General features: G+C 69.5%; 21 protein-coding genes. 6 read left to right on the forward strand and 15 right to left on the reverse strand.

The genetic code is table 11. The annotated features are described in order from the left end of the window. Nucleotides 1–175: 175 nt before the first annotated feature. The 3 genes from IE273_RS25560 to IE273_RS25570 are packed head-to-tail and all read right to left on the reverse strand — an operon-like array spanning nucleotide 176 to nucleotide 2,855. Nucleotides 176–1,399 carry an NAD(P)/FAD-dependent oxidoreductase gene (locus IE273_RS25560; RefSeq protein ID WP_189817506.1) on the reverse strand — a complete coding sequence of 408 codons (1,224 nt, stop codon included), beginning with the start codon at nucleotides 1,397–1,399 and terminating at the stop codon, nucleotides 176–178. After that, nucleotides 1,396–1,590 (reverse strand): ferredoxin, encoded by a 195-nt coding sequence (locus IE273_RS25565; protein ID WP_189817507.1) that lies wholly within the window; start codon nucleotides 1,588–1,590, stop codon nucleotides 1,396–1,398. The genes IE273_RS25560 and IE273_RS25565 overlap by 4 nt, the downstream gene beginning before the upstream one ends. 53 nt (nucleotides 1,591–1,643) lie before the next feature. Continuing rightward, complete coding sequence (locus tag IE273_RS25570; protein WP_189817508.1) at nucleotides 1,644–2,855, reverse strand: cytochrome P450; 1,212 nt, start codon at nucleotides 2,853–2,855, stop codon at nucleotides 1,644–1,646. 1,054 nt (nucleotides 2,856–3,909) lie between these two features. On the opposite strand from IE273_RS25570, the gene IE273_RS25575 reads away from it, so the two are divergent. The 5 genes from IE273_RS25575 to IE273_RS25600 all read left to right on the forward strand — a co-directional run bounded on the left by IE273_RS25575 (nucleotide 3,910) and on the right by IE273_RS25600 (nucleotide 10,565). Continuing rightward, on the forward strand, nucleotides 3,910–5,127 hold the full coding sequence (locus tag IE273_RS25575) for a cytochrome P450 (RefSeq protein ID WP_189817509.1): 1,218 nt from the start codon (nucleotides 3,910–3,912) through the stop codon (nucleotides 5,125–5,127). Nucleotides 5,128–5,357: 230 nt separating this feature from the next. Continuing rightward, nucleotides 5,358–6,323 carry an alpha/beta hydrolase gene (locus IE273_RS25580; protein WP_189817549.1) on the forward strand — a complete coding sequence of 322 codons (966 nt, stop codon included), beginning with the start codon at nucleotides 5,358–5,360 and terminating at the stop codon, nucleotides 6,321–6,323. 326 nt (nucleotides 6,324–6,649) lie between these two features. Then, entirely contained in the window at nucleotides 6,650–7,168 is a 519-nt protein-coding gene (locus IE273_RS25590; RefSeq protein WP_189817510.1) for a hypothetical protein, read from the forward strand. A gap of 9 nt (nucleotides 7,169–7,177) precedes the next feature. Next, a complete protein-coding gene (locus IE273_RS25595) occupies nucleotides 7,178–8,263 on the forward strand; it encodes a phosphotransferase family protein (protein WP_189817511.1) in 1,086 nt (361 codons plus the stop codon). Between the two features lie 13 nt (nucleotides 8,264–8,276). After that, complete coding sequence (locus tag IE273_RS25600) at nucleotides 8,277–10,565, forward strand: lanthionine synthetase LanC family protein (protein WP_189817512.1); 2,289 nt, start codon at nucleotides 8,277–8,279, stop codon at nucleotides 10,563–10,565. A gap of 188 nt (nucleotides 10,566–10,753) precedes the next feature. On the opposite strand, the gene IE273_RS25605 is transcribed toward IE273_RS25600, so the two are convergent. From IE273_RS25605 to IE273_RS25640, 8 genes are all read right to left on the reverse strand, one after another. Then, nucleotides 10,754–11,044: a hypothetical protein gene (locus IE273_RS25605; protein ID WP_189817513.1), complete on the reverse strand. Its 291-nt coding sequence runs from the start codon at nucleotides 11,042–11,044 to the stop codon at nucleotides 10,754–10,756. After that, the gene (locus IE273_RS25610; protein ID WP_189817514.1) at nucleotides 11,028–11,666 is read right to left on the reverse strand and encodes an alpha-amylase family protein; all 639 of its coding nucleotides are present in this window, start codon (nucleotides 11,664–11,666) and stop codon (nucleotides 11,028–11,030) included. Before IE273_RS25610 ends, IE273_RS25605 begins: the two co-directional genes overlap by 17 nt. Before the next feature lie 235 nt (nucleotides 11,667–11,901). Next, on the reverse strand, nucleotides 11,902–12,774 hold the full coding sequence (locus IE273_RS25615; protein ID WP_189817515.1) for a carbohydrate ABC transporter permease: 873 nt from the start codon (nucleotides 12,772–12,774) through the stop codon (nucleotides 11,902–11,904). A gap of 4 nt (nucleotides 12,775–12,778) precedes the next feature. Beyond that, entirely contained in the window at nucleotides 12,779–13,840 is a 1,062-nt protein-coding gene (locus tag IE273_RS25620) for a carbohydrate ABC transporter permease (RefSeq protein ID WP_229887513.1), read from the reverse strand. Between the two features lie 49 nt (nucleotides 13,841–13,889). Next, nucleotides 13,890–15,149, reverse strand: coding sequence for an extracellular solute-binding protein (locus IE273_RS25625; RefSeq protein WP_189817516.1), 1,260 nt, complete (start codon nucleotides 15,147–15,149; stop codon nucleotides 13,890–13,892). Between the two features lie 50 nt (nucleotides 15,150–15,199). Further along, complete coding sequence (locus IE273_RS25630; RefSeq protein ID WP_189817517.1) at nucleotides 15,200–16,495, reverse strand: hypothetical protein; 1,296 nt, start codon at nucleotides 16,493–16,495, stop codon at nucleotides 15,200–15,202. A gap of 404 nt (nucleotides 16,496–16,899) precedes the next feature. Then, nucleotides 16,900–17,895, reverse strand: a complete 996-nt coding sequence (locus IE273_RS25635) for a LacI family DNA-binding transcriptional regulator (RefSeq protein ID WP_189817518.1) — start codon at nucleotides 17,893–17,895, stop codon at nucleotides 16,900–16,902. A 109-nt stretch (nucleotides 17,896–18,004) separates the two neighbouring features. Then, complete coding sequence (locus IE273_RS25640) at nucleotides 18,005–18,793, reverse strand: glycosyl hydrolase family 95 catalytic domain-containing protein (RefSeq protein WP_189817519.1); 789 nt, start codon at nucleotides 18,791–18,793, stop codon at nucleotides 18,005–18,007. A gap of 214 nt (nucleotides 18,794–19,007) precedes the next feature. Here IE273_RS25640 and IE273_RS25645 point away from each other — a divergent pair, with 214 nt between their 5' ends. Then, on the forward strand, nucleotides 19,008–20,795 hold the full coding sequence (locus tag IE273_RS25645) for a right-handed parallel beta-helix repeat-containing protein (RefSeq protein ID WP_189817520.1): 1,788 nt from the start codon (nucleotides 19,008–19,010) through the stop codon (nucleotides 20,793–20,795). Between the two features lie 14 nt (nucleotides 20,796–20,809). Here IE273_RS25645 and IE273_RS25650 read toward each other — a convergent pair whose 3' ends face one another. From IE273_RS25650 to IE273_RS25665, 4 genes are all read right to left on the reverse strand, one after another. Then, nucleotides 20,810–21,199, reverse strand: a complete 390-nt coding sequence (locus tag IE273_RS25650; RefSeq protein ID WP_189817521.1) for a cupin domain-containing protein — start codon at nucleotides 21,197–21,199, stop codon at nucleotides 20,810–20,812. 75 nt (nucleotides 21,200–21,274) lie between these two features. Then, nucleotides 21,275–22,630 (reverse strand): phosphatase PAP2 family protein, encoded by a 1,356-nt coding sequence (locus IE273_RS25655; RefSeq protein ID WP_189817522.1) that lies wholly within the window; start codon nucleotides 22,628–22,630, stop codon nucleotides 21,275–21,277. Nucleotides 22,631–23,148: 518 nt separating this feature from the next. Next, complete coding sequence (locus IE273_RS25660) at nucleotides 23,149–23,436, reverse strand: twin-arginine translocase TatA/TatE family subunit (protein WP_189817523.1); 288 nt, start codon at nucleotides 23,434–23,436, stop codon at nucleotides 23,149–23,151. Between the two features lie 14 nt (nucleotides 23,437–23,450). Next, nucleotides 23,451–24,026, reverse strand: a complete 576-nt coding sequence (locus tag IE273_RS25665) for a TerD family protein (protein WP_014668916.1) — start codon at nucleotides 24,024–24,026, stop codon at nucleotides 23,451–23,453. Nucleotides 24,027–24,333 lie beyond the last annotated feature (307 nt).

Genomic DNA, 24,333 nt, shown 5'->3' on the forward strand with positions numbered 1-24,333 from the left:
GGGCCGACCGGATACCGGGACGAGGCCCCGACCCGCTCACGTCGGCCACCGCCCACCGCCCCCGAGAACGCCTCGGACCAGCACCCGACCAGACACTCGGGCGATCACGGAGCCCCTCCGCGACGCTGCCCGGCACGCGGGGTGACCCGCCCGACGCGTCACCTCGGCCGCGTCGTCATCCCCGCCGGTCGAGGACGGCCGCTTCCGCGTGCGCGGCGGGCCAGGGCGCGTGGGCGGCCACCAGCTCCCGCAGGGCGCGCAGCGGGCGGAACATGCCGATGCCCAGGGCACCGACGACATGCCCGTCGCGGACGTACACGGCGGTGAACCTCCGCTGCCGCGTGCTGCCGTCGACGACGTGGACGGCGTCGGCACCGCGCGTACGCCCGTACACCTGGATCCGGAGGCCGTACTGGTCCGACCAGAAGTAGGGCACGGTACGGAAGGCCGTCGCCGAGGCCCGGCCGGCGAGGATGTTCCGGGCGACGGCCTGGCCCTGCTCGGTGGCGTTGGTGCGGTGTTCGACGCGCAGCCGCTCCCCGGAGACCGCGTCCGGCCAGGACGCCACGTCCCCGGCGGCCCACACGTCGTCCCCGGCGTACAGGCACACGTCGCAGTCGACACCGTCACCGACGGGAACACCGCTGCCGGCGAGCCACTCGGTGTTCGGGCGGGCGCCGACCCCCGCCAGCACCGCGTCGGCGGGGACCACCCGGCCGGTGGCGAGACGGACGCCGACGGTCCGGCCCCGCTCGCGCAGCACCTCGACCGCCCGTGACCCGGTGACGAGGCGTACGCCGTGCTCGCGGTGCACCTCGGCCAGCACCTGGGCGACGGTCTCGCCGAGGACGTCGGTGAGGGGCGCGTCCCCGCCGGTCACGAGCGTCACCTCGCAGTCGAGCGCGCGGGCCACGGCGGCGGCCTCGACGCCGACGAAACCACCCCCGACGATCACCAGGCGGGGGTGTCCGCTCAGCTCCTCCCGGAGCGCGAGGGCGTCCTCCAGGGTGCGCAGTACGTGCGTTCCGGCGCCGGCCGCCGAGCCGTCCGGCATCCGGGCCCGGACGCCGGTGGCGACGACGAGCGTGTCGTACGGCAGACGGCTGCCGTCCGCCAGGTGCAGCAGGTGGGCGGAGGTACGCAGCGACGCGGCCGGGACGCCGAGCCGCAGACGCAGGTCCAGGTCGGTGTAGTCCCGCGCGGAGCGCAGCGACAGCCTCTCCGGCGGCCACTCGCCGGCCAGCAGCTGCTTGGACAGCGGCGGCCGGTCGTACGGCGGGTGCGGCTCGTCACCGACCAGGGTCACGGGCCCGTCGTACCCGGACCGCCGCAGGCCCTCGGCGGCGGCGAGGCCCGCCGCCGAGGCGCCGACGACGACCACGCCGGACGAGGTGGTCACGCCCGGACCTCGATGGCCGCGGCGGGACAGACCGCCACGGCCTCGTGCACGGCGGCCTCCTGACCGGCGGGCACCCGCGGGGTGAGGAGCACGACGATGCCGTCCTCGTCGCGCTGGTCGAAGACGTCCGGGGCGAGGAGGACGCACTGGCCGGCGCCGCAGCACTTCTCTTCGTTGACGGTGATGTGCATGGTGCTCGTGCTCCTGTGTGTCGTGTGCCGTTCGGGGTGCTGGGGGACCGGTGTCACCAGGACACCGGGAGTTCGTGGACGCCGTAGACCGCCATCGCCGTCCGGAACGGGATCTCGTCCAGGGGGCGGTCGAGGCGCAGGCCGGGGAAGCGGCGGAAGAGCGCCGGGTAGGCCAGTTGCAGCTCCACCCGGGCGAGGTTCTGGCCGAGGCACTGGTGGGGACCGGAGCCGAAGGCCATGTGCCGCCGGGCCGACCGGTCGATGTCCAGCCGCTCCGGATGCTCGAAGACCTCCGGATCACGGTTGGCGGCGTCGTTGGCGAAGATGATCCCGTCGCCCGCCGCGATGCGTACGCCGCCGATCTCGATGTCCTCCAGGGCCACCCGGCGGCGTCCCATGTGGGCGACGGTGAGGTACCGGAGCATCTCCTCGACGGCGCCCTCGACCCGCTCGGGGGAGCCGTCGCGTACGGCGGCGAGCTGCTCGGGGTGCTGGAGGAAGGCGCAGGTGCCCAGGGCGATCATGTTGGCGGTGGTCTCGTGCCCGGCGATCAGCAGCAGACGGGCCTCGTCGGCGCACTGCTCCCGGGTGCTGAGTCCGGTGGCGAACTGCTCGGCCGCCACCCGGCTGAGCAGGTCGTCGCCGGGGTGGTCCACCTTGTGCTCGATGAGGTCGCCGAGGTAGTCGATGAGCCGGCGGGACGCCTCCAGGGCTTCCTCGGGGGTGCTTCGGGTGTCGATGATGACGGCGCTGGCCCGCTGGAAGAAGTCGTGGTCGGTGTAGGGCACGCCGAGCAGTTCGCAGATGACCAGGGACGGCAGGGGCAGGGCGAAGTCGGCGACGAGGTCGGCGGGCGGGCCCTTGCGCTCCATGGCGTCGAGCAGATCATCGATGAGGCTCTGGACGCGCGGGGCGAGCCCGCGCGTGCGCTTGACGGTGAAATCGGCCGTGTAGACGCGGCGGCGGTCGGCGTGTTCGGGATCGTCCATGGCGATGAACGACCGGCTGTGGGCGCGCATCGCCCGGCTGCCGGCGCTGAGGGCGGGGTAACCGGGGTGGCTGGTGTCGGCGCTGACGCGGCTGTCCCGCAACAGGGCGACCTGGTCGGCGTGCCGGGTGACCAGCCAGGCGGTCCCGTCCCACAGCGCGACGCGCTGGACGGGGACGGTGGTCAGCAGACCGGTCACGGCGGGCGGCGGGTCGAACGGGCAGCCCGCGGTGCGCTCCGCGGGCCAGGACAGGGCGGTGGGGGAAGACTGTGGCATACCTGATCCTTCGGACGGTTCGGCGTCGGGGCGTCAGGGCGTCGGCGCGAGGTGGGTGGGAGTGGGGGAGGGGAAGGCGGACGCGCGGTGCTCGGCTTCCGGCGCCTGCCTGCCGTGCCGGGAGCGAACCGAGACGCACGCTACGACGTGGACGCCTTTCCCGGAAGAGCAGATGTGTGTACGTCGCATGTTTTTTGTCAGCGGAGTGGTCCGTCACCTGGGGGCCGAGGGTATGTGCAGGGCGTGCCCGCGCCGGTCAGGACGGATGCGCGGCCCGAGGATGCCGGGTCACCGGAACGGCTGATTGTCGCCTTTCGGGTACGGGACGACTCGGCGGCTTGCAAGCATGTGTGGCGACCTGGCGGCGATACGTGTGAGCGCGTGCGTAGGTCCGCACATACCCCGGAACGCGACGCCCGTCCCGCCGACGAGACAGGGCGGAAGCGCGGCCGGCACGAGGGGCGCGACGGCAGGGCCGGTGCGGCAACCTGTCGAGAAACCCGCGCTGACCTGGGCCGTCATGGCCGGATACGGACGGGTGCCGTGCGGGGCGGTGCTACCATGCCTGCGTGTTCATCGAGGTTGACAGACTGTAGCCGCTTCGAAGGCGGCGTTCTCCGGGTGCGTGTTCACCGAGTGCGGTGAGCGCGCTGTACCGCGCGTCTTGGCGCGGGGCCGCTTCCGTGGGTGCCGTCACCCTCGTTCCGGACCGTGAGTGTGGCCGTCGGTCCTCTCATGGCTGTCGGTCCTCCCGTGGCCATCGGTCCTCTCGTGGAAGCCGCTCCCCCTCCGTACCGGGTCAGCCGCGCCGCGCGGTATCGGGTCACCTCACGGAACACGACCGGACTGGCACGCCGTGCGGTGCCCTGAGGGGCGTCTCTCAGCCTTCGAACCTGTTGTTCCGCGTGCGGGCCTGCCCCGGTCGGCTTCGGCTGCCGGAGGTGATCCTGCCTGCCCGCCCGCTGCGGTCCATCACGAGTCCCCACGGGACCGGCGTCGGCCACCGCAGTCGGCCGCTTCCCCCAGCACACTCCGATCACGAGGAGAAACACCGGTGCCGCAGACCACCACTCCCGACTTTCCCCTGGACCGCGCTCCCGGCTGCCCTTTCGACCCACCGCCGTACTACGCCGCCCTGCGCGCGCGGGCCCCGCTCATCCGGGTACGGATCTGGGACGGACAGACACCCTGGCTCGTCACCCGTTACGAGGACCAGCGCGCCGTGCTGGCCGACCCGCGCTTCAGTGCCGACCCGCGCAAACCCGGATTTCCCGCACCGACCGAGGGCTTCGCGGCCCAGGGCCGCGAGGAGGTGCGGGCCCTGAGCATGCAGGACGATCCGGAGCACGCGCGTCAACGCCGCATGCTCATCGGGCGCTTCACGGTCAAACAGATCACCGCGATGACTCCGCGGGTGGAGCAGATCATCGACGACCTGCTGGACCGGATGCAGGCCGCCGGGCCGCCGACCGACCTGGTCGAAGCCTTCGCGCTGCCCATGCCCTCCCTGGTCATCAGCGAACTGCTCGGCGTCCCCCGGCAGGACCACGCCCTCTTCCAGCGCGTGGCCGGCACGATGATCTCCCGGGAGAGCACCGTGCAGGAGTTCACCGCCGCCCGCGACGAACTCGCCGAGTTCCTCGGCGGCCTGATCCGGCGCAAGGACGCCGATCCGGGCGACGACCTCCTCAGTTCCCTGGTCGTCACACGCCTGCGCACCGGCGAAATCACTCCCGCGCTCCTCGTCGAAACCGCGATAACGCTGCTGGTCGCGGGGCACGAGACCACCACCAACCAGCTCGCCCTCGGAACACTGGTGCTGCTGCGCAACCCCGACCAGCTCGCCGTCGTCCGGGACAGCGACGACCCCGCCCGGGTGGCGTCGGCCGTCGAGGAACTGCTGCGCTACCTGTCCATCACCCAGAACGGGCTCTCCCGGGTCGCCACGGAAGACGTCGAGATCGCGGGCCGGCTCATACGCGCGGGCGAGGGCGTCATCGTGCCGAACGCCTCCGGCAACCGCGACGCGACCGTCTTCCACGACCCCGACCGGTTCGACATCGACAGGCCGGACGTACGCGGACACCTCGCGTTCGGCTACGGCGTCCACCAGTGCCTGGGGCAGAACCTGGCCCGCAAGGAACTCCAACTCGCCTACCCGGCCCTGTTGCGCCGCTTCCCCGGACTGCGCACCACCCTCCCGGACGAGGACATCCGCTTCAAACACGACATGATCGCCTACGGCGTACACGAACTGCCCGTCACCTGGTGACCTGGACCTACCCGCCGCCTGCGCGCCCCCGCCACCTACCTGCTCCTCGCCCCCGCCCGGCTCCGCCGCCCGCGCACCCGGCACGTACCGACGCACAGCCCACACCCGCACGGAAAGAACCCATGAACACCTGCCCCATACCGGCCGACCACCCGCGGCAGACCCCCGCGACTCCCCCACGGACCACCGGCCCAGCCGCTCCGGCGCACCAGGAAGACCGGCCCGCTCCCGTGCCGTTCGACCCGGAAGCGGCAACCGTCCTGGAGGGGCTGGGCGACCTGCGCGGCGTCGAGCCGTCGTCGCCCGCGGACGTGCCGCGGTGGCGCGCGTACCTCGCCGAGACCGCCCCCGATCCCACACTGGAGGAACTGCGCGACGGCGGGAGCTTCGAGGTGGTGGAGCGTACGGTGCCGGGACCCGACGGGGCGCCCGACGTCCCGCTGCTGATCGCCCGCCCGGCGGGGCTGTCCGACGCCGCACCCGTCGTCTACCACTTACACGGCGGCGGCATGATCAGCGGGACCAGCCGCACCGGCATGCCCGGCATCCTGCGCGAGTGGGCCGCACCCCTCGGGCTCGTCGTGGTCTCCGCCGACTACCGTCTGGCCCCCGAGCACCCGTACCCGGCGGGCGTCGAGGACTGCTACGCGGGCCTGGTGTGGGTGGCACGACACGCCGCGGAGATCGGCGGTGACCCGGAGCGGATCGTGGTGGCGGGCGGCAGCGCGGGCGGCGGGCTGACCGCGGCCGTCGCGCTCATGGCGCGCGACCGGGGCGGACCACGCCTCGCCGGCCAACTGGCCATGTGCCCCATGCTCGACGACCGCAACAACACCCCCTCCGCCCGGCAGATGGCCGGCCACGGCGTATGGGACCGGCGCGCCAACGAGGCCGGCTGGACGTCGCTGCTCGGCGAGGCCCGAGGCACCGACCGGGTCCCGCCGTACGCGGCACCCGCCCGCGCCAGCGACCTGTCCGGCCTGCCACCGGCCTACATCGACGCCGGTGCCGCCGAGACCTACCGCGACGAGGACATCACCTACGCCTCCCGCATCTGGCAAGCCGGGGGCGACGCCGAACTCCACGTCTGGTCGGGCGGATTCCACGGCTCCGACCAGATCGCACCCGACACCGCCGTCGCACGCGACGCCCGCGAGGCCCGCGTCCGCTGGCTACGCCGCATCCTCAACCGGTGAGCTGACAGATCCACCGTCTCCGCGGATCCGTGGCGAGTACGGCCGGCCATCGCGTCGCCTGGCGTGATGTTTTTGCGGAGACGGTGGACTGCTCCGGTGTGACGGCCCGGCGCCGGCTGCGGGACCGGACCGGGGCCGGCGTGTGGCCCGCCCGCCGCCCTGCTCGGCGAGTTGCGCTGCCAACCGCTTCGAGTTGTGATAGTCGGCGCAGCGCCGCACACTGGCTGTGAGGAACGCGCACACGCCCCTCCCACCACCCCTTACGGGTACCGGCGGACAGGCGGCGAACTCCTCTTTTCCTTCCCCCGCTACAGGAGGAGGCAGACATGTCCGAGCACCTGCCTTCAGATGCCAGTGGTCATTCCGAGAGCAGCCGGAGCCCCGGGGGAGCCCCCTACCCGCACCCGCTGATCGAACGCCTGGAGCAAGCGGGTGCGCTGGGCAAGCATGTAACCACTGTCGTGGGCTTCCTGGGGAAGACGCAGAACGGCAAGGCTCGCATCTACCTCGACCTGTCCTTGACGACCTACTGCGAGGTACCCGCAGACGCCATCGTGATGGTGGCGCCCGTGGACGACGCCGACGACACCAGCCCTCAACTGATCTGGCTGGAGAGCACAGCGCAGGTGCGACTCGTCAACACGGCCGAGATCTCGGCGGAGGCCCAGTACATAAGCGGGGGAATCCGGGACCGCTACTTCGAATCGGCGCTGCGGCTGACCACTGCCCTCACCAACCGCGGTGATGTCACTGCACTACGGGATTCCGGGACCGTCTGGTGTCGGCCCATCAGGACACTTGAGGGACCCTGTGAAACACGCAATATCTTCTGCCCGCCGCGGTAACCGCTGAGCATGTCCAGCCGCAGTGGTCAGCCAGTTGGGATCGATGAGATAGTCCCCTTCCTCATCAAGCATGGTGTGGTTTCTCCGTATGACGTGGTGGTGGGAGACCTGACAGTCGCGGCAGTCTCACGAAGGAACCAGGGGTTCCGTGTGACTCGCCTGGACGGAGAAGGCGTTTACGTCAAGCAACCGAACCGAACCGGGGATGGCGCCGTAGGCGTGCACGACGAGGCGGCCTTCTACGGAGCGTACGGCGGCTCTGACACCGGAATCAGTCTCGGCCTGCCGGAACTGCTGCTTTACGACGGAGAGGTACCCCTGCTCGCAACCCGGCTGCTGCCTCGATGCCAGACGCTGGATCAGTACTCGACATCCTTCCCGGTTCCCCTTCTCCCCGTTCCTGCGTTCCGGCGACTAGGCCAGTGCTTGGGGGAGGTGCACACGAAACTCACTCCCCACACCGTTCAAGGCGGTGGCGCGGGCGTGCCATGGGTATTTCGAGCGGTCAGGCCCGACCCGAGCGCTTTGGCTACCGCTTCTCCTGCCGATCTCTCCGCATTGCACATTCTGCAATCGTCACCGCCGATATCTGAAGGTATCGGCAACCTCTCGGGCGAGTGGCGCACAGACTCCGTCATCCACGGAGACATCCGAGCGGACAACGTTCTCATAGAGGAGCCAAGTGACCGCAGCCCGTGCCTGCACCTGATCGACTGGGAACTGGTGCGCCCGGGAGACGCTCGCTGGGATCTGGCGTGTGCCGTACAGGAAGTACTCCTGCTGTGGGTGGGGTCATCCGTGCGAAAGGCAAGTGAGAACGGGATGCCGGGATCAACGCCTTTGGCTATGTATCAAGCGGCCGTACGAGCCATATGGACGGGATACCTGGAGAGCAGTCACCGCTCCGCTCGCTGGGCGCGGGCAACAGCGCCCCACATCGCGCAATTCGCCGCCGCCCGTATGGTGCAGACCGCCCTGGAGATGACCAGCAAGGCGGCGGAACTGTCCGCTGCGAGCGTGCTGCTCATGCAGGTGAGTGCCAACATACTCGCCGCTCCCGATCGCGCCGCGGCCGATCTGCTGGCCCTTGTATGAGGTGGAGGTGTCGATGCATCCCGACCTGGTATGGATCGCCGACGCTGTCACCATACACGGCACCGAATCGTTGTCGATCTCTGGCGTCACCTACGCGACCAGGTCATCATCGGGCGGCTCGTATCCCTCTGTCGTCGCTGAATTCCTCTACAGGCATTGCTATGTGCGACCCAGTCCGGTACTCGGTCGCACCGATGCGTTCGCAGAGCGGCAGTTCCAGACGGATCTCTGCGCCTCCATCCCGGCTGACAGCACATGGGAGGGAGGATGGAAACTGGGGTCGCCTGTCGAGGAGAAGGGGGCGGCAGTACGACGTCATGGCGTCGACTTCTTCGCCCCATGGGCCCAGATCCAAGGATATCGCCGTATGGCCAGGCCCATGGCAGGTGAACCCTGTCGGGTCCGTGTGCCGGCCGCCTGGCAGAACCTCTCGCCGGGGTATGTTTTAGCGACGCGTGACAGTGAGCACGAGTGCGAGACCGATGAAGAAGGTGTGCGCGTACGTGTGTACTGGCACTTGACACCGCAAGCGGCACCCGGCTTCCTCGGCTCATGCTTCCGGTTTCTGGGTGCGGAAGACGTGTCATTCCAAGTGAAAGTACTCAGCAGTCGGCGGTCTTATGGGCGAGCCGACGCCGGTGTGCTCTATATGGACAAGTCGGCCTTCCATCGAGCGCGGCATGCTGTGCGGCGAGTCTACGAGGAGGTTTCTCCAGGGCTCCGGGACAGCGTGCCCATGTTCACCAAGCAGCTGCTTCCTGGTCTGTCGGTGGCGGAAGATCCCGCTACCGGTCTCAGCTTCGGTCAGGATCGATGCCTGACCGTGGCCGAGGCCCTGTGCCATTCCTACCTGACCGACTCGGAAACTCGCACGAACTCCCGACAATCGGCAATCGTCTCCGCTTTCCGTCGCCGAGGGATCGATCCCTGCAAGCCCTACCTGTCCGGATCGGTTCCCGAGTCGTACTCGCTGCCCAGGGCAGAGGGAAATGCCCGACAAGGCTCCTGCTGTGACGACCGTGACGACCATGGGTCCATGCGCGGACTGCCCAGGCCATGCTCCCACGAGGACACGGAGTCATTGTTGCTCTCCGCTGCCTTGCGCATCGGCCAAGACGTGCAGGACCGCGCGTATTGGGACGCTCCAGGGACGGCCTGCAACTGGCTGGGCCGTGCCACCTTCGCACGGCCCGGCCAGTCGCAGGCCACTGATCCGACAGTCGAAGCGCTGGGCCCGGATCTGTACGGCGGAGCCAGTGGAGTCGCCGTATTTCTTGCGGAGCTGTCGACGGTGACCGGCTCCCGCGGTTTCGGGAAAACGGCTCTCGGGGCGGTGGAGTGTGCTGTACGGCAGACGAGACAGCGCCTGGAACTGGACGGCAACTGGGGAGAAGGTTTGTATTCGGGCGCCGCGGGTGTTTTGCTTGCCGCGGCGCGTGTGGCACGTGTAACGGGCTGCGGGGTAAGTCGAAACATCGATCGACTGCTCCCCATGGTCTATGAACTGACCGAAGGTGATCCGCTTTCAGATGATCTGATGATCGGGCGGGGCGGCACCGTGGTCGGCCTCCTGCACCTGGGCGAGCTGTCGGGACGAACGGACATCACCGAGCGCGCCGTGCATATGGGGATGAAGCTGCGCGACCGCGTCATGGATACGTTGGCGCGATCAGCCGGCTCACCGACTATGACCGGTTTGTCCCATGGTGCATCGGGTCTTGCCCTGGCTCTCCTTGAGCTGCACGCCAGGCGCGGAGATCCCGAGTCCGCCGAAGTAGCTCGGCAGTTGCTGCGGTCGGAAGACGTGCTCTTTGACGAAAGATCGCGCAACTGGCCGGATCTGCGACCCGAGATCTCGGATCAGGAACGGGAAGATCCGTCCTGCATGGTGGCCTGGTGTCATGGAGCGCCAGGCATGGCCATGGCCCGGATCCAAGCGAGCTGTCTGGACCCGGACTTCGCACAGCAGTATCGCCGTCGAGTCCACGGGGCTCTGGAGACCACACGTGCCGCATTGCGCGTCTCGCTCGCGGACGAGAAGTATGACGTCAGTCTCTGCCACGGGCTGTCAGGGCTCATAGCCGCCCTGTGGGCCGGCGGACTGACGTTCTCCACGGAGAGATACAAAGTCGCCGCCTTGGATGCGGCATGCCGTGTGGCTCGGGAAGAGGACAAGTGGCAGTCAGGTATCACCTGCGGGGGGCCGAATCCTTCCCTCATGGTGGGCACGTCCGGGCTCGGCCACACTTTTCTGCGTCTTCGCGAACCAAGGGGAACCCACTCGTCGCTCATCGTGGGATAGCGGGGTCGGACGCGTTCCGCGGGCGGGGAGCACCCGCCGTCACCGTTCCGGGCCCGGGTCGAGGTCCGGGCGGCCGAGGCGGGCCAGAGCGCCGGACGGCACCGGGAGGAGAGACGGCCCGGACTCCGGCTCCGCGAGCGACCGGTGGGTTCGACGGCCACGCGCGTCCCGGATCTCCGGCCGAACCCTCATCGGCAACGCGTCGTCGAGCCGGACGAGGTCTCGCTGTGGATCGGCGTGCCGGGCCGGGCCATGCGCAGGTCGACGACGGCGTGCACGTACGGCTCCCGGAACTCGATCAGCGGCCGGCGGCCGGCTTCCCTGACGGCGTCCGTGGTCTCCGCGAGCAACCGCACGGTCGCCGCCACGGGGGAGTGGGGTGACGGATCGTCCGGCACCGGCGTGGCGAACCGTTCGAGGAAGCCGAGCTTGACGCCGTCCGCGCCCGTCGTCACCACGAGGTCACGGCTGTGCTCCACGAGGCGGCGACGTGCGGCGTCGTCCCGCGGGTCGAGGACCGCGGTGCCGAACTGCGTGGAGATCGGCGATCACGCCGGCCGGCTCGGGGAACCTCTCCGCAGCCGCTGCCCAGTCGCCGCACGAGCCGTGGCCGCGGGCCAGGGACGTGGTCTGCCCGCCGTCGTCCACGATGACCACGCCGAAGCCGAGCGCGGCGGCACGGTCGGCCTGGGCCCGTACCGCCGCGGCCGTGACGTCCTGGTGGGCGACGTACCAGGTGCACAGCACCGCGTCCTCCACGCCGGGTGCCACCGCCGGCCCGCTGTCCCGTTGAAGCCGGCGCCCGGTGTCCGGTACGGCCTCGGCGACAGGGCGGCCGGAGACGTCGAGCCGCAGCCGGGTCCCCTCGCCGGGCCGGGCGTCCTCCACGGTCACCATGACCGCGAAATCCGCGCTGTCCTCGACCGGTCCGGCCCGCACGGAGGTGTGGTGGCTGCCCGCGTCGAGCGCCTGGACGAGACCGGTCCGGTCCTGGCGCAGCAGCAGGGCGCCGAGGGGGATGCCGGCGAGCGCCGTGGTGTCGGCCGGGTCCGCCCGGGACGGCGGGATCGTGGCGCGGGGCACGGTGCTGCCCGACGCCACCAGGTGACCGCGTCCGCCGCCGGCATCAGGACGGTCAGCTCCAGCGCGGCACCGCCGGCGCGGAACGAGACCTCCCACACCCCGTCGTCCCCCTCGGCCGCCCGAGCGGTGGCGGTCGCCGTGAGCCGGAGCCCGCGTGCCGCCGCGGTCGCGACCAGGAGCACGGGTTCCTGCGGCGGGGCGTCGCCCCGTCCGGGCACCCGGAAGGACGCCGGCGCCGGGCAACGAGTGTCCGTCATTTGTTCCCGGAGAAGGAGATTCCGCCGATGATGTGGCGTTGCGCGAGGAAGAAGATCAGTACGCACGGCAGCGTCACGACGACGGTCGTGGCCATGAGCAGCGGGGTGTTGGTGCCGTTCACCGACTGGAATCCGGCGAGCGCCAGCGGCAGCGTCTTCCATTTGTCGTCGGTGATGTAGATCGCGGCCTGGAAGAAGTTGTTCCAGTACGACATGAACTGGAGGACCGCGGTCGCGATCAGCACCGGGCGCGACAGCGGAAGGTAGACCGACCACCAGATGCGGAACCACCCGGCGCCGTCGAGGATGGCCGCGTCCGTCAGCGATTCCGGCAGCCGCAGGTAGAACTGGCGGAACAGGAAGATGAAGAAGGCCGACCCGAAGAAGGTGGGCACGATGATCGGCCACAACGTGTTCATCATGTCGAGGTTCTTGAACAGGATGAACTGCGGAACGATCGTCACCTCCTGCGGCAGCAGAAGAGTCGCCAGCACGATCCCGAACAGCACGTGGGAACCGCGGGCCCGGATCCGCGCGAACGCGAAGCCCACCAGCGACGACGAGTAGACGACCGCCACCACCGGCACCAGAGTGCTGAGCAGCGAGTTGCGGAAGTACCGCCAGAACGGGAACGAGTCGAGGCCGCTGGAGAAGTTCGACCACCGCCACTGGACGGGCCACAGCGCGATTCCCCCGCTGGAGACACCTTCCGGTGTGCGCAGCGCCGTCGCGATCATCCAGAGGAAGGGGTAGACGAACACGACCGAGCCCACGACGAGGACGGCGAGCGCGGTGTAGCGCGCGGCCGGTGTCCCCTCGTGCCGCGATCGCCGGTCGGGTGCGGTCCTCCCGGTCCGTGCGCGAGGCATCGTCTTACTTGGCGCGGACACGCCGCCTCCCTTCCTGGGGACGCTGGGATTCGTAGTAGACCCAGAAACTGCTGCCCCGGAACACGACCGCCGTGAGCACCATGATCATGAGGAAGAGGATCCAGGCGAGGGCCGAGGCATAGCCCATCTGGAAGAACTTGAACGCGTTCTGGTACAGGTACACGACGTAGAACAGCAGGGAGTTGGAGGGGCCGCCGCCGTTCTGGGTGATGACGTAGCCCTGGGTGAAGGTCTGCATCGCGTAGATCAGTCCTGTCACCACGTTGAAGAAGATGACCGGGCTGATCTGCGGAATGGTGATGTTCCACAGGACGCGGAGGCGGCCGGCGCCGTCGAGTGCCGCCGCCTCGTAGAGCTCGGACGGTATGTCCTGGAGCCCTGCCAGGTAGATGATCATGTTGCCGCCGACGGTCCACAGGCTCATGATGACGACCGCCGGCAGCGCCCAGTCCGGGTCGAAGAGCCACTTCGGGCCTTCGACACCCAGCAGCCGGAGCACCCCGTTGACCAGGCCGTGTTCGGGGTTGAACACCCAGATGAACAGCACGGTCTGCGCGACCCCGCTCACGAGGGAGGGCAGGTACCAGATGGTGCGGAACACATGGATGCCGCTGACCTTCACGTTCATCAGCAGCGCCACCGCGAGCGACAGCACCGTCTGCGCCGGGACGCTGAGCACCGCGTACAGCAGAGTGACCTTGACGGCCTGTCCGACGTCCGGGTCGTGCAGCGCCTGCCGGTAGTTGGCGAGCCCGGCGAACCTCGCCGGGCTCAGCAGATCCCAGTGGGTGAACGACAGCACCAGGGAGTAGACCATCGGACCGCCCGTGAACAGCAGGAAGCCGACGATCCAGGGGGAGACGAAGAGCCAGAACGCCGCGGTCGCGCGACCGATCCACCTTCGTCTCACCGCGAGCCACATGGCGGCCCCGAGCAGCCCGAAGACGACGGCCATCATGATGACGAAGGCGACGATGGGCTGGAGCGCCACGTCCAGGTGGAACCCTGCGAGGAGGCTCTCCAGGCCCTTCACTATCTCTGACATGTTGAGAATCGGTCCTTCTCGGTGCCGCTCGCGGCCGTCCGCCTAGGGGTTACTTGGTCGCGTCGAGCATCTTCTGGCACTTGTCCTGAAGCTGCGGCAGCACGGTCGCCGGGTCCTCGTGGCCGGTCCCGATCGCGGTGCGGGAGTTCAGGGCGGTCGAGAAGGTGCTCTCGATCTGGACCTTGTTCTTCACGTACGGCGTGGTGACCGCGTGCTCGACGGCGTCGACGAACGCCTGGAGATTGGCCTTGGGCGCGGCGGACTTGAAGGCGGCGAGCGAGCCGTCGACCACGGGCACGCCCAGCGCGGACTTCTCGGACGCCAGCAGGTTCTGGGCGGCCGGGTCGGTGCTCATGAACTTCGTGAACGTCTCGGCGGATTCGACCTGTGCCGCGCTCGCGCTCTTGGCGATGCCGAGGCCGTCGACCTCCATGGGCTCACCGCGGCCGGGCATGGGGACGAGGGCGAAGCGGGCGGAGTCCAGCGCGGCGAACTTCGCGATGTTCCAGGGGCCGAAGTCGGGCAGTGTCGCCACCTTGCCCTGTGCCAGCCACTGGAACATGTCCTGGCCCTGGGCGGCGATCGAGGTCGGCGCGAAGCCGTTGGACTTGACCGAGTCGACCACGGTCTTCGCGGCCCGGATTCCCGCCGCGTCGCCCATCGTGCACTTCGTGCCGTCGGCGTTGTAGTAGGAGCCCCCGTCGGCCAACAGCCATCCGTCGTACCACAAAGGCGCGGAGCCGTAGACCTTGGACGAGCCGGAGCCGCTGGTCATCTTCCTCGCGGCGGCGACGAAGTCCTGGGTGCTCAGCGGCTTCGTGCCCGACGGCACCGGGAGGCCGGCCTTGGTGAAGCTGGTCTTGTCGACGGCCATGACCTTGCTCTTGGCCACGAACGGCACGGCGTAGTCGGTGCCGTCGACGTTGCCCGCCTTGGCTACGGCCGGCGAGTAGTACGCGTTCTTGTCGACGCTGACCGGTTTGAAGACGGTGAAGAAGCTCGGCAGCGAGGTGTTGGAGATCGCGGCAACGGTGGGGGCGTCACCGCCGGCGATGGACGTCTGGAGCTTCTGCTCGTAGTCGCTCTGGATCCAGTTGGCTTCGACGTGGATGTCGGGGTGGGCCCGCTCGAAGGCGGCGACCATGCTCTTGATCGTCGCGTTCTCCTCGTTGCTGCCCCAATAGGCGAACGAGATGGACGCGGAATCGCCGCCGCTGTCTCCGGGGGTGGCCCCGCTCTCGTTGCTGCACGCGGAGAGGGAGGCGAGGCAGCCGACGACTATGGCGGCTGTCACTGCGGTTCTCAACACGGGAAGGTCCTTGTCGTTGCGGTCCGATGCCGTCGGGGAGGTGTTGCGGTTCATTCCTGTCGAGGAGCTGCGGTGGTGTCGCCGTCGGCGGTGACCCGCACCCGCCCGCCGACGGGGACGTCGACCCGGGTGGTGCGGCCGTCCGGCCAGGTGCTGGTCCAGGTGACGGCGCTGCCGGCGGTCACCCACAGTTCGCTCGCCTCGCGTCCCTCGTGGCGGACACCGATGGTCGAGGTGCCGGCGGCGATGTGGTCGACCTCCAGCCAGGCGTCCGCCGGGATGTGTGAACGGGTGCGTACCTCGCCCTCGCGCGGTCCCACGTCCAGGCCGGTCAGACCGGTCGCGATGTGGGCGACATGAGTGAACGGCACCTCCGGGTAGTCCGCGCGGGATTCCGCCAGGAAACGGATCCACCGCAGGGCTTCCTCGTCACGTCCGTACCGCAGATACGCCTCGGGCAGGTAGGTGAAGGCTTCGATGTTGTGCGGCGGGCTCTTCTCCAGGCAGGCGCCGAGGAAGTCCAGGTGGGCGGTCGCCCGGTCGTCGGGCCGCATGAGGCCCTTGACCGCCGGGAACCACGTGCTCTCCAGCCCGAATCCGCTGACCGGCCCTTCCTGGGTGAAGCCCGCCGTGTAGTGGTCGTGTTCCGTCAGCCACCAGCCCTCGTTGAACTCGGTTTCCAGAGCCGCCGCCCGTTCGGCGTTCCAGCGTGCGAACCCCGGGTCCAGCGAGGTACCGGCCGCGACACCCGCGAGCGCGGCGTGGGCCGCCCACTGGCTGGCGATGCCGTCGGCCGCCACCAGCAGGTGCGGCGGGTGTTCCACCTCGTTGTACGTGGCCGTGCCCTCGAAGATCCGGCCGCTGCCGCGCTCACCGGCGACTCCGGTCCCCAGCGGGTCGTGGGCCCGCACGAACGAGGTCAGGGTGGTGCGGATGAACGCGGAGATCTCCGCCGTCCGCAGGAACCGCTCGTCACGCGTCCAGCGGTACTGCTCGACGGCCTTCTCCGCCAGCTCGAACGGCGCGGGGATCTCGCGGACGAAGTCGTCGTCGTCGTGGTAGTCGATGGCCGCGGGAGTGCCGTCGAACAGGAACGCCCACAGCGGGTACCAGCCGCGCCGCTCGGTGGCGGAGGCGGCGAAGTGCCGGAGCATCGCCAGGTTCTCGGCATCGAGGCCGAGGAGGTGGCCGCCGAGCATCTGGTGGGCCAGATCCCGTGAGTAGAACATCGGCCGGTCCGTGAGGCCCGCCCAGTAGCTCGGCAGGAAGTCCGCGCGCCGTCCGGTCTGCACCCACTCTCGGGCCCGCCATGACGCCCAAGTGAAAGATTCGACAAGATCCGTCATGCTGGATCTCATGTGAAGCGTGGTGTTTTGCAGCTCTGGGCCGCTGAGACGTGTGGAGGGCTGCGGAAATAGTGGTCCCTGCGCCATGAAAGGGAGTGTTACACGCACGTCAACTTCACGTCAATGCATCGATGTTTCAAACCTGTTCAGCGATACGTGTGCGCCCATCATCGCAGGCAGTCGTGGGGCGAGGTGTGCCACGGACGTCCGAAGTGTGTCCGAAAGCGCGCCACAGTACCGATGAAGGGAGCCGTTCGGCTCGTCTCAGGCCGACGTGGAGCAAGTGTGCGGAGAGGAGCGGCCAGCCGATGACGTGTTTATGACGGTTACGTCAATCATCCGTCAAAGGGTGGCGCTGATGAATGCCGAGTCGGCGCGCAGGTGGCTGCGGGTTTCGGGACGCCTCAGGAGCGCGGCGGCGCGGTGGAGCCGCGCACGATCAACTGCGGGTCGAACAGCAACTCGCCCGAGGGGACCAGCTTGCGGTTCACCAAGTGCACCATGGCCGTCGACACCGACTGCGCGAGCCGCTCGACGGGCTGACGCACCGTCGTCAACGGCGGATCGACGAAGTCCATGACCTGCGAGTCGTCGTAGCCGACCACCGACAGGTCCTCCGGGATCGACATCCCCCGGCGCCGGGCGGCCCGGATCGCGCCGAGAGCCATGTAGTCGCTGGCCGCGACGATCGCCGTAACCCCCAGGTCGAGCAGCGTCCCGGCGGCGGACATGCCGCCCTCGACGCTGTAGACCTGTCGGACGGCCAGCCGCTGCGGATCGGCGACACCGCGAACGGTCATCGACTGGACGAACCCGGCCAGCCGGCGCTCGCTCGGCCGGTTCCCCACCGGCCCGACGATCAAGCCGATGTCGCGGTGACCGAGCCCCCACAGGTGGTCGACCGCCAGCTCCGCCGCGACGGTGTCGTTGGTCGAGAAACTGGGCGAGGGGTGACCGTCGATCGCGCCGTTCACCAGCACGAAGGGGATCTTGCGCTCCGCGAGCAACTGGTAGACCGTCGGGTCGGCACCGATCAGGGTGTTGCTGGCGGACGCGAAGACCGCACCGGCGATGCCCAGGTCCATCGTCGAGGAGATGAAGTCGATCTCCTGGAGCCCGCCCACGGTGGTCGAGGCCACTATGGCCCGGAAACCCTGCGACGCGAGCGCCGACTCGATCAGCTCGCACAGCTGGCCGAAGAACGGCTGGGCCAGCCCGGGAGTGAGCACCACGACCAGCTGACTCTGCCCGCCGCGCTCGTAGCCCAGCTCGCGGATCGCTTCCTCCACCTGGCGCCGTGTCGCCATCGCGACGACCCCGCGGCGGTTGATGACGCGACTGACTGTGGCCTCGCTGACGCCCGCTCGCGCCGCGACGTCGCTGATCCCGACCTTGGCCATGACTCCCTCTGCGGTGAACGGCGCCGCCTGGCGTGCTGCGAGTGTACCGGGATCACGCCAGGTCCCGACCGGTGCCCGCACCCGCCGGAGCCGGGCCGGGGGGCTTCGCTCAGCCCGCCACGGCCGGCAACCCCCCACCCGCGCCGGGACGCAGGGTCCACGGACCCCGGGCCAGATCCACCTCCACCGACGCCTCGCCCAGCGACACCCGCACGGTACCCACCCGGTCGGAGCGCCGGCGCAACCGCGCCTCGACCAGCCGCCGCTCGTCGTCCCAGGCCAGGTCCACCACGGCACCGGGCCGTGCCACCAGCCCCCGCATCCGTCCGGCGGGCCAGTCGGACGGCAGCGCCGGCAACAGGTCGACCGTGCCGGCGTGGCTCTGCACCACACACTCCGCGATCGCCGCCGTGAACCCGAAGTTACCGTCGATCTGGAACGGCGGATGGGCCGACAGGCGATTGGGGTAGAGACCGCCGTGCTCACCCTCCGCCGCCGGATCCACCTCGCGCAGCGCCAGATCGATCAGGGCGGGCAGCCGCTCGGTATGGCGCAGCCGGGTGCGCAGCGCCGGCTTCCACGCGAGCGACCAGCCCGTGGAGTCGTCACCGCGAACGTCGAGTGTCCGGGCCACCGCGGCCGAGTGCTCCGGCCGTACGCCGGTCCCGGGAAACGCCTCGTAGAGCGGTGACAGGTGCCGGTGGGCCGGCTCCGCCATGACGTGCGGGCCCCGCCATTTCCGTACCGTCCCGTCCTCGTCGGTCTCCGGCCCCGGCAGCCGGCCCAGCGCGGCCCGCGCGGCCCCGGCCACGGCGTCGTCCGGCTGTCCTGCCAGCTCCGCCAGAGCGGTGGCCCAGGTGAACACCTCGCGCGCGCCGATGTCGATCGCGGAACTCACATCGACCGCCGCCAGTGACCGGCCGGCCGGGCGAAGGAGAGCCGGTGCGGGGTCTGCGCGGGGCCGTGGGAGCAGGCCGGCACGACGCCTCCTGTGGTGTGGATACGGACTGGCTACACTGACGCGCCAAGACTTTGACCGGACATTAGGGCAACGTCAACTCCACCGGCCGTCCGGGAGGACGTGGGCCCGGCACCCCGAACAAGGAGCAAGCGTGGCGCCTCGCACCATGGTCGATGTCACCGCGTTCGGCGCGGACCCGAGCGGTACCCGCGACAGCGCCGCGGCGGTCACCGAGGCCCTGCGCGCGGCCCGCGCCGTGACGGCGCCGGTGACCGTACGGTTCCCGCCCGGCCGGTACCACTTGTATCCGGAGCGGGCCGAGCGCCGCGATCTGTACGTCTCCAACACGGTGGGCGCCGATCGGCGTCACCTGTCCAAGACCATCGCACTCCTCGTGGAGAACGCCCACGACCTGGTGATCGACGGCAGGGGCGCCGCCCTGGTGCTGCACGGCGCGCAGACCGCGTTCGCGGCGATCGACTCGACCGACGTCCGCTTCGAGGGGTTCTCCTTCGACTACGTCTCGCCCCGGGTCGTCGACGCCACGGTGGCCGACGCCGGCACGGACGGCGTCACCGCCTGGCGGGAGCTGACCCTGCCCGCGGACACCCGCTTCCGGATCGACGGCACGACCGTCACCTGGCTCGGCGAGCCCGCCCCCGCCGACGGCGAGCCGTACTGGACCGGCACGAACGCGATGGAGTACACGCAGGTGCACGATCCGGTGGCCCGGCGCACCTGGCGGGACCGCAACCCCCTGTTCGACGAGGTGGCCGCCGTCCGCCGACTCCCCGGCCACCGCCTGCGCCTGTCCTACCGCTTCGCCGACGCCCCCGGTGACGTCGGGCTCGTCTACCAGATGCGCACGACCGTCCGTGACCATCCGGGCGCGTTCGTGAGCGGCGGCGAACGGGTGGAGATCCGCGACGTCTCGGCGCACTACCTCCACGGTTTCGGCCTCGTCGGACAGCTGAGCAGGGACCTGACCGTACGCGATGTCCGTTTCCGCGCCGACCCGGCCACCGGCCGCACCTCGGCCGGGTTCGCCGACTTCATCAACCTGTCGTCGATGGCCGGTCATGTACGGATCGCCGACTGCGTCTTCGACGGGCCGCACGACGACCCGGTCAACATCCACGGCACGTACCTCGTGGTGGCCGGCCGGGTGGCGGACGACGTCGTGACACTGGCCTACCGGCACCCGGAGACGGCCGGCTTCCCCGCGTTCCGGCCCGGTGACACGATCGAGTTCACCGCTCGTGCCACCCTCGACACCGCGGCCGGCTTCACCGCGCGCCTGACCGCCGTCGACGGCCCCCACGACCGGGACGACGCGCACGACCGGCGCATCATGACCGTGACCCTGGACCGCCCGTTGCCCCCCACCGTCACACCGGAGCACTGGGTCGCCGAGAACGTCACCGCCACGGCGTCGGTCCACATCGTCGGCAACCACTTCGTCAACGTGCCCACCCGCGGGGTCCTGGTGACCACCCGGCGGCCGGTCGTCATCGAAGGCAACCTCTTCGACGGCGTGACCATGGCCGGCGTCTACGTCTCCGCCGACGCCGAGGAGTGGTACGAGTCGGGGCCGGTCGCCGACCTCACCATCCGGGACAACACCTTCCTGCGTCCCTCCACTCCCGCGGTCCTCATCGCACCGACCAACACCGTCCTCGACCCCGCTCACCCCGTGCACCGCAACGTGACGATCAGCGGCAACGTCTTCGAGGACGCCGACGCCCCGATCGTGCGCGCCCGCTCCGTCCGCGGGCTGGCCGTCACCGGCAACCACCTGACGGGCACCGGCGCCGGGGCCCTCACCGAGTCCGTCCTGGTGGCCGCCGAAGGCTGCTCGGACGTGGTCGTGGAAGGAACGTCGGGCACGCTCCCCCCACCCGGCCGGACCCAGGTTCACCGGCTCGACGAGCGGCCGTGACCCTCGCCCACGTGTCAGGTCCGCCGGTGCGCCTGATCCTTCTCAGCCGCCGCGTAGCCGGGCACGGACGGCCATCGAACAGTCAGGACCACCGACTCCTCCTCCGCGAACCATGAGTGGTCGACTCCGCGCCCCCACACGACGTAGTCACCCTGCTCTTCCAGAAGGACGCTGCGGCCGGGCAGTTCGACGCGGAAGCGTCCGCTGATGAGAACCAGGAGAGCCGTGCGTTCCTCGCCCCTCACCCACTGCGATCGCGCATCGGCACGGGGGTGGACGCCCCACTTGATCTCTACGGCCTCGCTGTGGCGCGGGTCGTCAACGTCCTTGAAGTGCCCGAGGAGCCACCCTCGGTCCAATCCCGCGTCCTTGCCCGCGTTGCCCACGTACACGCTGTCCTTCACGTGGGCGAACGCTAGCAGTCGCTCGTGTACTCGCGGTCAGGCGCTGGACCGTCACCGGGACCCTGAATCGAAACGTCAGACCAGCTCGGGTCGCGGTTCCGGCCGTGGTGCCGGAGCGGCCTTCGGTTCCCAGAGTCCGGTGATGCGTACGTAACGGTGGATCACCGACGCCATCGCCAGAATGAGAAGTGGTCCGAACAGCCAAGGATGTCCGGCCATCTGTGTCGGCAGATAGCGGTAGGACACCAAGAGCGCGGCGAAGACCGTTGTCCCGTAAGCGACAAGCTGGACGCCTGACCGGTCCCAGCCGCGGTCGATCGAGCGCAGGGCTACCTCGATCGTGAGCGCGAACACCACGCCGGCGATGAGATCCGTGCCGTAGTGGTAGCCGAAGCCCAGCGTCGCGCCGAGCGTGGCGATCAGCCAGAACGTGCCCGCGTACCGCAGGATCCGTGGGCCCTTGCGGGTGTGGATGAAGATCGCGGTGGCCCACGCCGTGTGCAGGCTGGGCATGCAGTTGCGCGGGGTGATCCCGTCGTAGGTCATCGGGTGCGGGGCGGTGACGGGCGGCGGCGTGTGCGGCCACAGGTTGGCCACCGCCCACTGCACGCCGCCGGTGCCGGAGGCGCCCGGGCTGTAGGCGAAGACCGGTCCGACCACCGGGAAGAGCATGTAGATGCCCGGCCCGAGGAGGCCGATCACCAGGAAGGTGCGCACCAGATGGTGGCGCGGGAAGCGGCCTTCGACCCCGACGTTGCGCAGCTGGTACAGCGCGACGACGACCGCGGCCACGGCGAGCTGCGCGTAGACCAGGCCGAGAAGACGCGTGCCGATGGGGTCGGTGGCCTGGAGTATCCGGCCCAGCAGCCACGAGGGATTGCCCAGCGCTTGATCGGCGGTCGCCACGTACTGGTCGAGCACGGTCGGGCGGGTCTTCGCAGTGATGATCAGCCAGATGTCACCCGTCTTTCGGCCGGCCGCCAGCAGCAGGCCCAGCCCGACGCCCTTGAGCAGCAGGAAACGTTCCCGGCCGCTGCGGCGCGTGACGGCGATGACCGCGTAGCCCAGCATCACCCACAACGCGCCGTTGCCGAAGGAATGGCCGTCGGCCGCCTTGGCGTCGACCGCCCATCGCACCAGTACGAAGACGACGTCGATGCCGATCGCGGCACCCGCCGCGACGAACCGTTGCCGCCAGGTGAGCACCACCATCATCAGGGCCAGACCGGCGTACAGCGGCCCCGGCTTGGGGGCGAACACCGTCTCTTTCGCCTGTTCGGTCAACGGCCCCGGTATGCCGGCGCAGCGACGCGCGACGATCTCCAGGATGATCAGGAAACCGAGTGTCGCCACACCAGCCGTGGCCCAAAGTATCGCGCGTGGTTCGCGCCACGCGGCCGGTGTCGTTCTCCCCTTTATTCGCGAAAACACCCGCGATGTTCTAGATGTCAACTGTCTGGCCGATGTGTTGGGTAGTTAAGCAGGGTCAATTTTCGCGCTGAGTGGCATGCATTCTGGTGTCGGGCGGAGGGTCGGTCGGCGCGAGTTCGAACATGCTATCGGAGCAGCGGGGAAATGTTTATGGCGCGCCTCGGCCCTGTTGCGCGCAGTAATGGCGTGAAACGGATCCGTGGGGAGTAACTTGCATTGAAGCATGCCCATTTGGGGCGTGGACTATCGTGACGGCAGCGGCAGCGGCAGCGGCAGCGGCCTCGGTCCCGGGGTCGGCGTCCGGGTGGTCCCTGCGACGGGCGCGCTCGCCGGCGCCGGCCGTCGGCCCGCTCGCCTGGGACGCCATCCTTCGTGTGGTCGCGGCGGGCAGTTCTTCACGGACGCGCGCCGGTCAAGGTATTCACGGACGCGCCGGACCGCCGTCGGCATCTCCCCGCGCGGGTGCGCGAGGACGGGCAGGCGGTCACCCGTCAGGTGCCGACCGCCTGCCCGTCGCATCAACGCCGCTGCTGCGTCCCGTCGTCGGGCGGTGCGGCCGACTGGTGGTCCGCGTCGGGGACTGCGGAGGTGGCTTGGAAGGTGGCGGTCTTGGCTTGGGGGGTGACGGTCTCCCCTGGGATCACGCGCGGTTGCGCCGTCGGCTGTCCGTCGTTCATCGCCTTGGCCTCGGCCTTGAGGATGCGTGCCGACTTGCCCGCGGAACGGGCCAGTTCGGGCAGCTTCTTGACGGCCAGGACGGCAATGACGACGATCAGGATGACCGCGAGTTCGCTCAGTCCGAACATGGAGGGGCCGCCCGTCAGACGTTGACGCCGAAATCGGCGGCGATGCCGGCGAGCCCGGAGGCGTATCCCTGCCCGACGGCACGGAACTTCCACTCGGCACCGTGCCGGTACAGCTCGCCGAAGACCATCGCCGTCTCGGTGGAGGCGTCCTCGGAGAGGTCATAGCGGGCGATCTCCGCGCCACCGGCCTGGTTGACGATGCGGATGAAGGCGTTGCGGACCTGGCCGAAGCTCTGGCCGCGGCTCTCGGCGTCGTGGATGGAAACGGGGAAGACGATCTTGTCGACCTCGGCGGGTACGGCGGCGAGGTTCACCTTGACGGTCTCGTCGTCGCCCTCGCCCTCACCCGTGAGGTTGTCGCCGGTGTGCTCGACCGACCCGTCCGGGCTGGTGAGGTTGTTGTAGAAGACGAAGTGCCGGTCCGAGAGCACCTTGCCGGATGCGTCGAGCAGCAGCGCCGAGGCGTCCAGGTCGTAGTCGGCACCGGTGGTGGTCCGCACGTCCCAGCCCAGTCCGACCAGGACGGCGGTCAGGCCCGGCGCCTCCTTGCTGAGCGAGACATTGCCACCCTTGGACAGGGAAACTCCCACTGCTCTCCTCCTCGGTGAGACGATGACGTTCCAGAATGAATCTACAGGACTGTAGAAGGAGTGGGGGCGGTCGGGAGTCCCTGCGATGTACGGCCCCGACGTCCACGGCAGCGGAAGCCGGACAGGTGTGAGGTCCGGGGTCGGCTACCGCCCGGGGAGCAGCCTCTGGACGGCGAACACGCTGATCGTCACAGGCCGCGACGTCGACGACGGCCGGGCCCGGCTCCGCCACACGCACCTGGGAAGAACGCTGGACCGCGGTCGGCAGGGCGGGCGGCACGAACGCGGGAATGTTCGCCGGACGGGT

Origin of the sequence: Streptomyces olivaceoviridis (assembly GCF_014650115.1) — a bacterium.
GTDB lineage: Bacteria > Actinomycetota > Actinomycetes > Streptomycetales > Streptomycetaceae > Streptomyces > Streptomyces olivaceoviridis.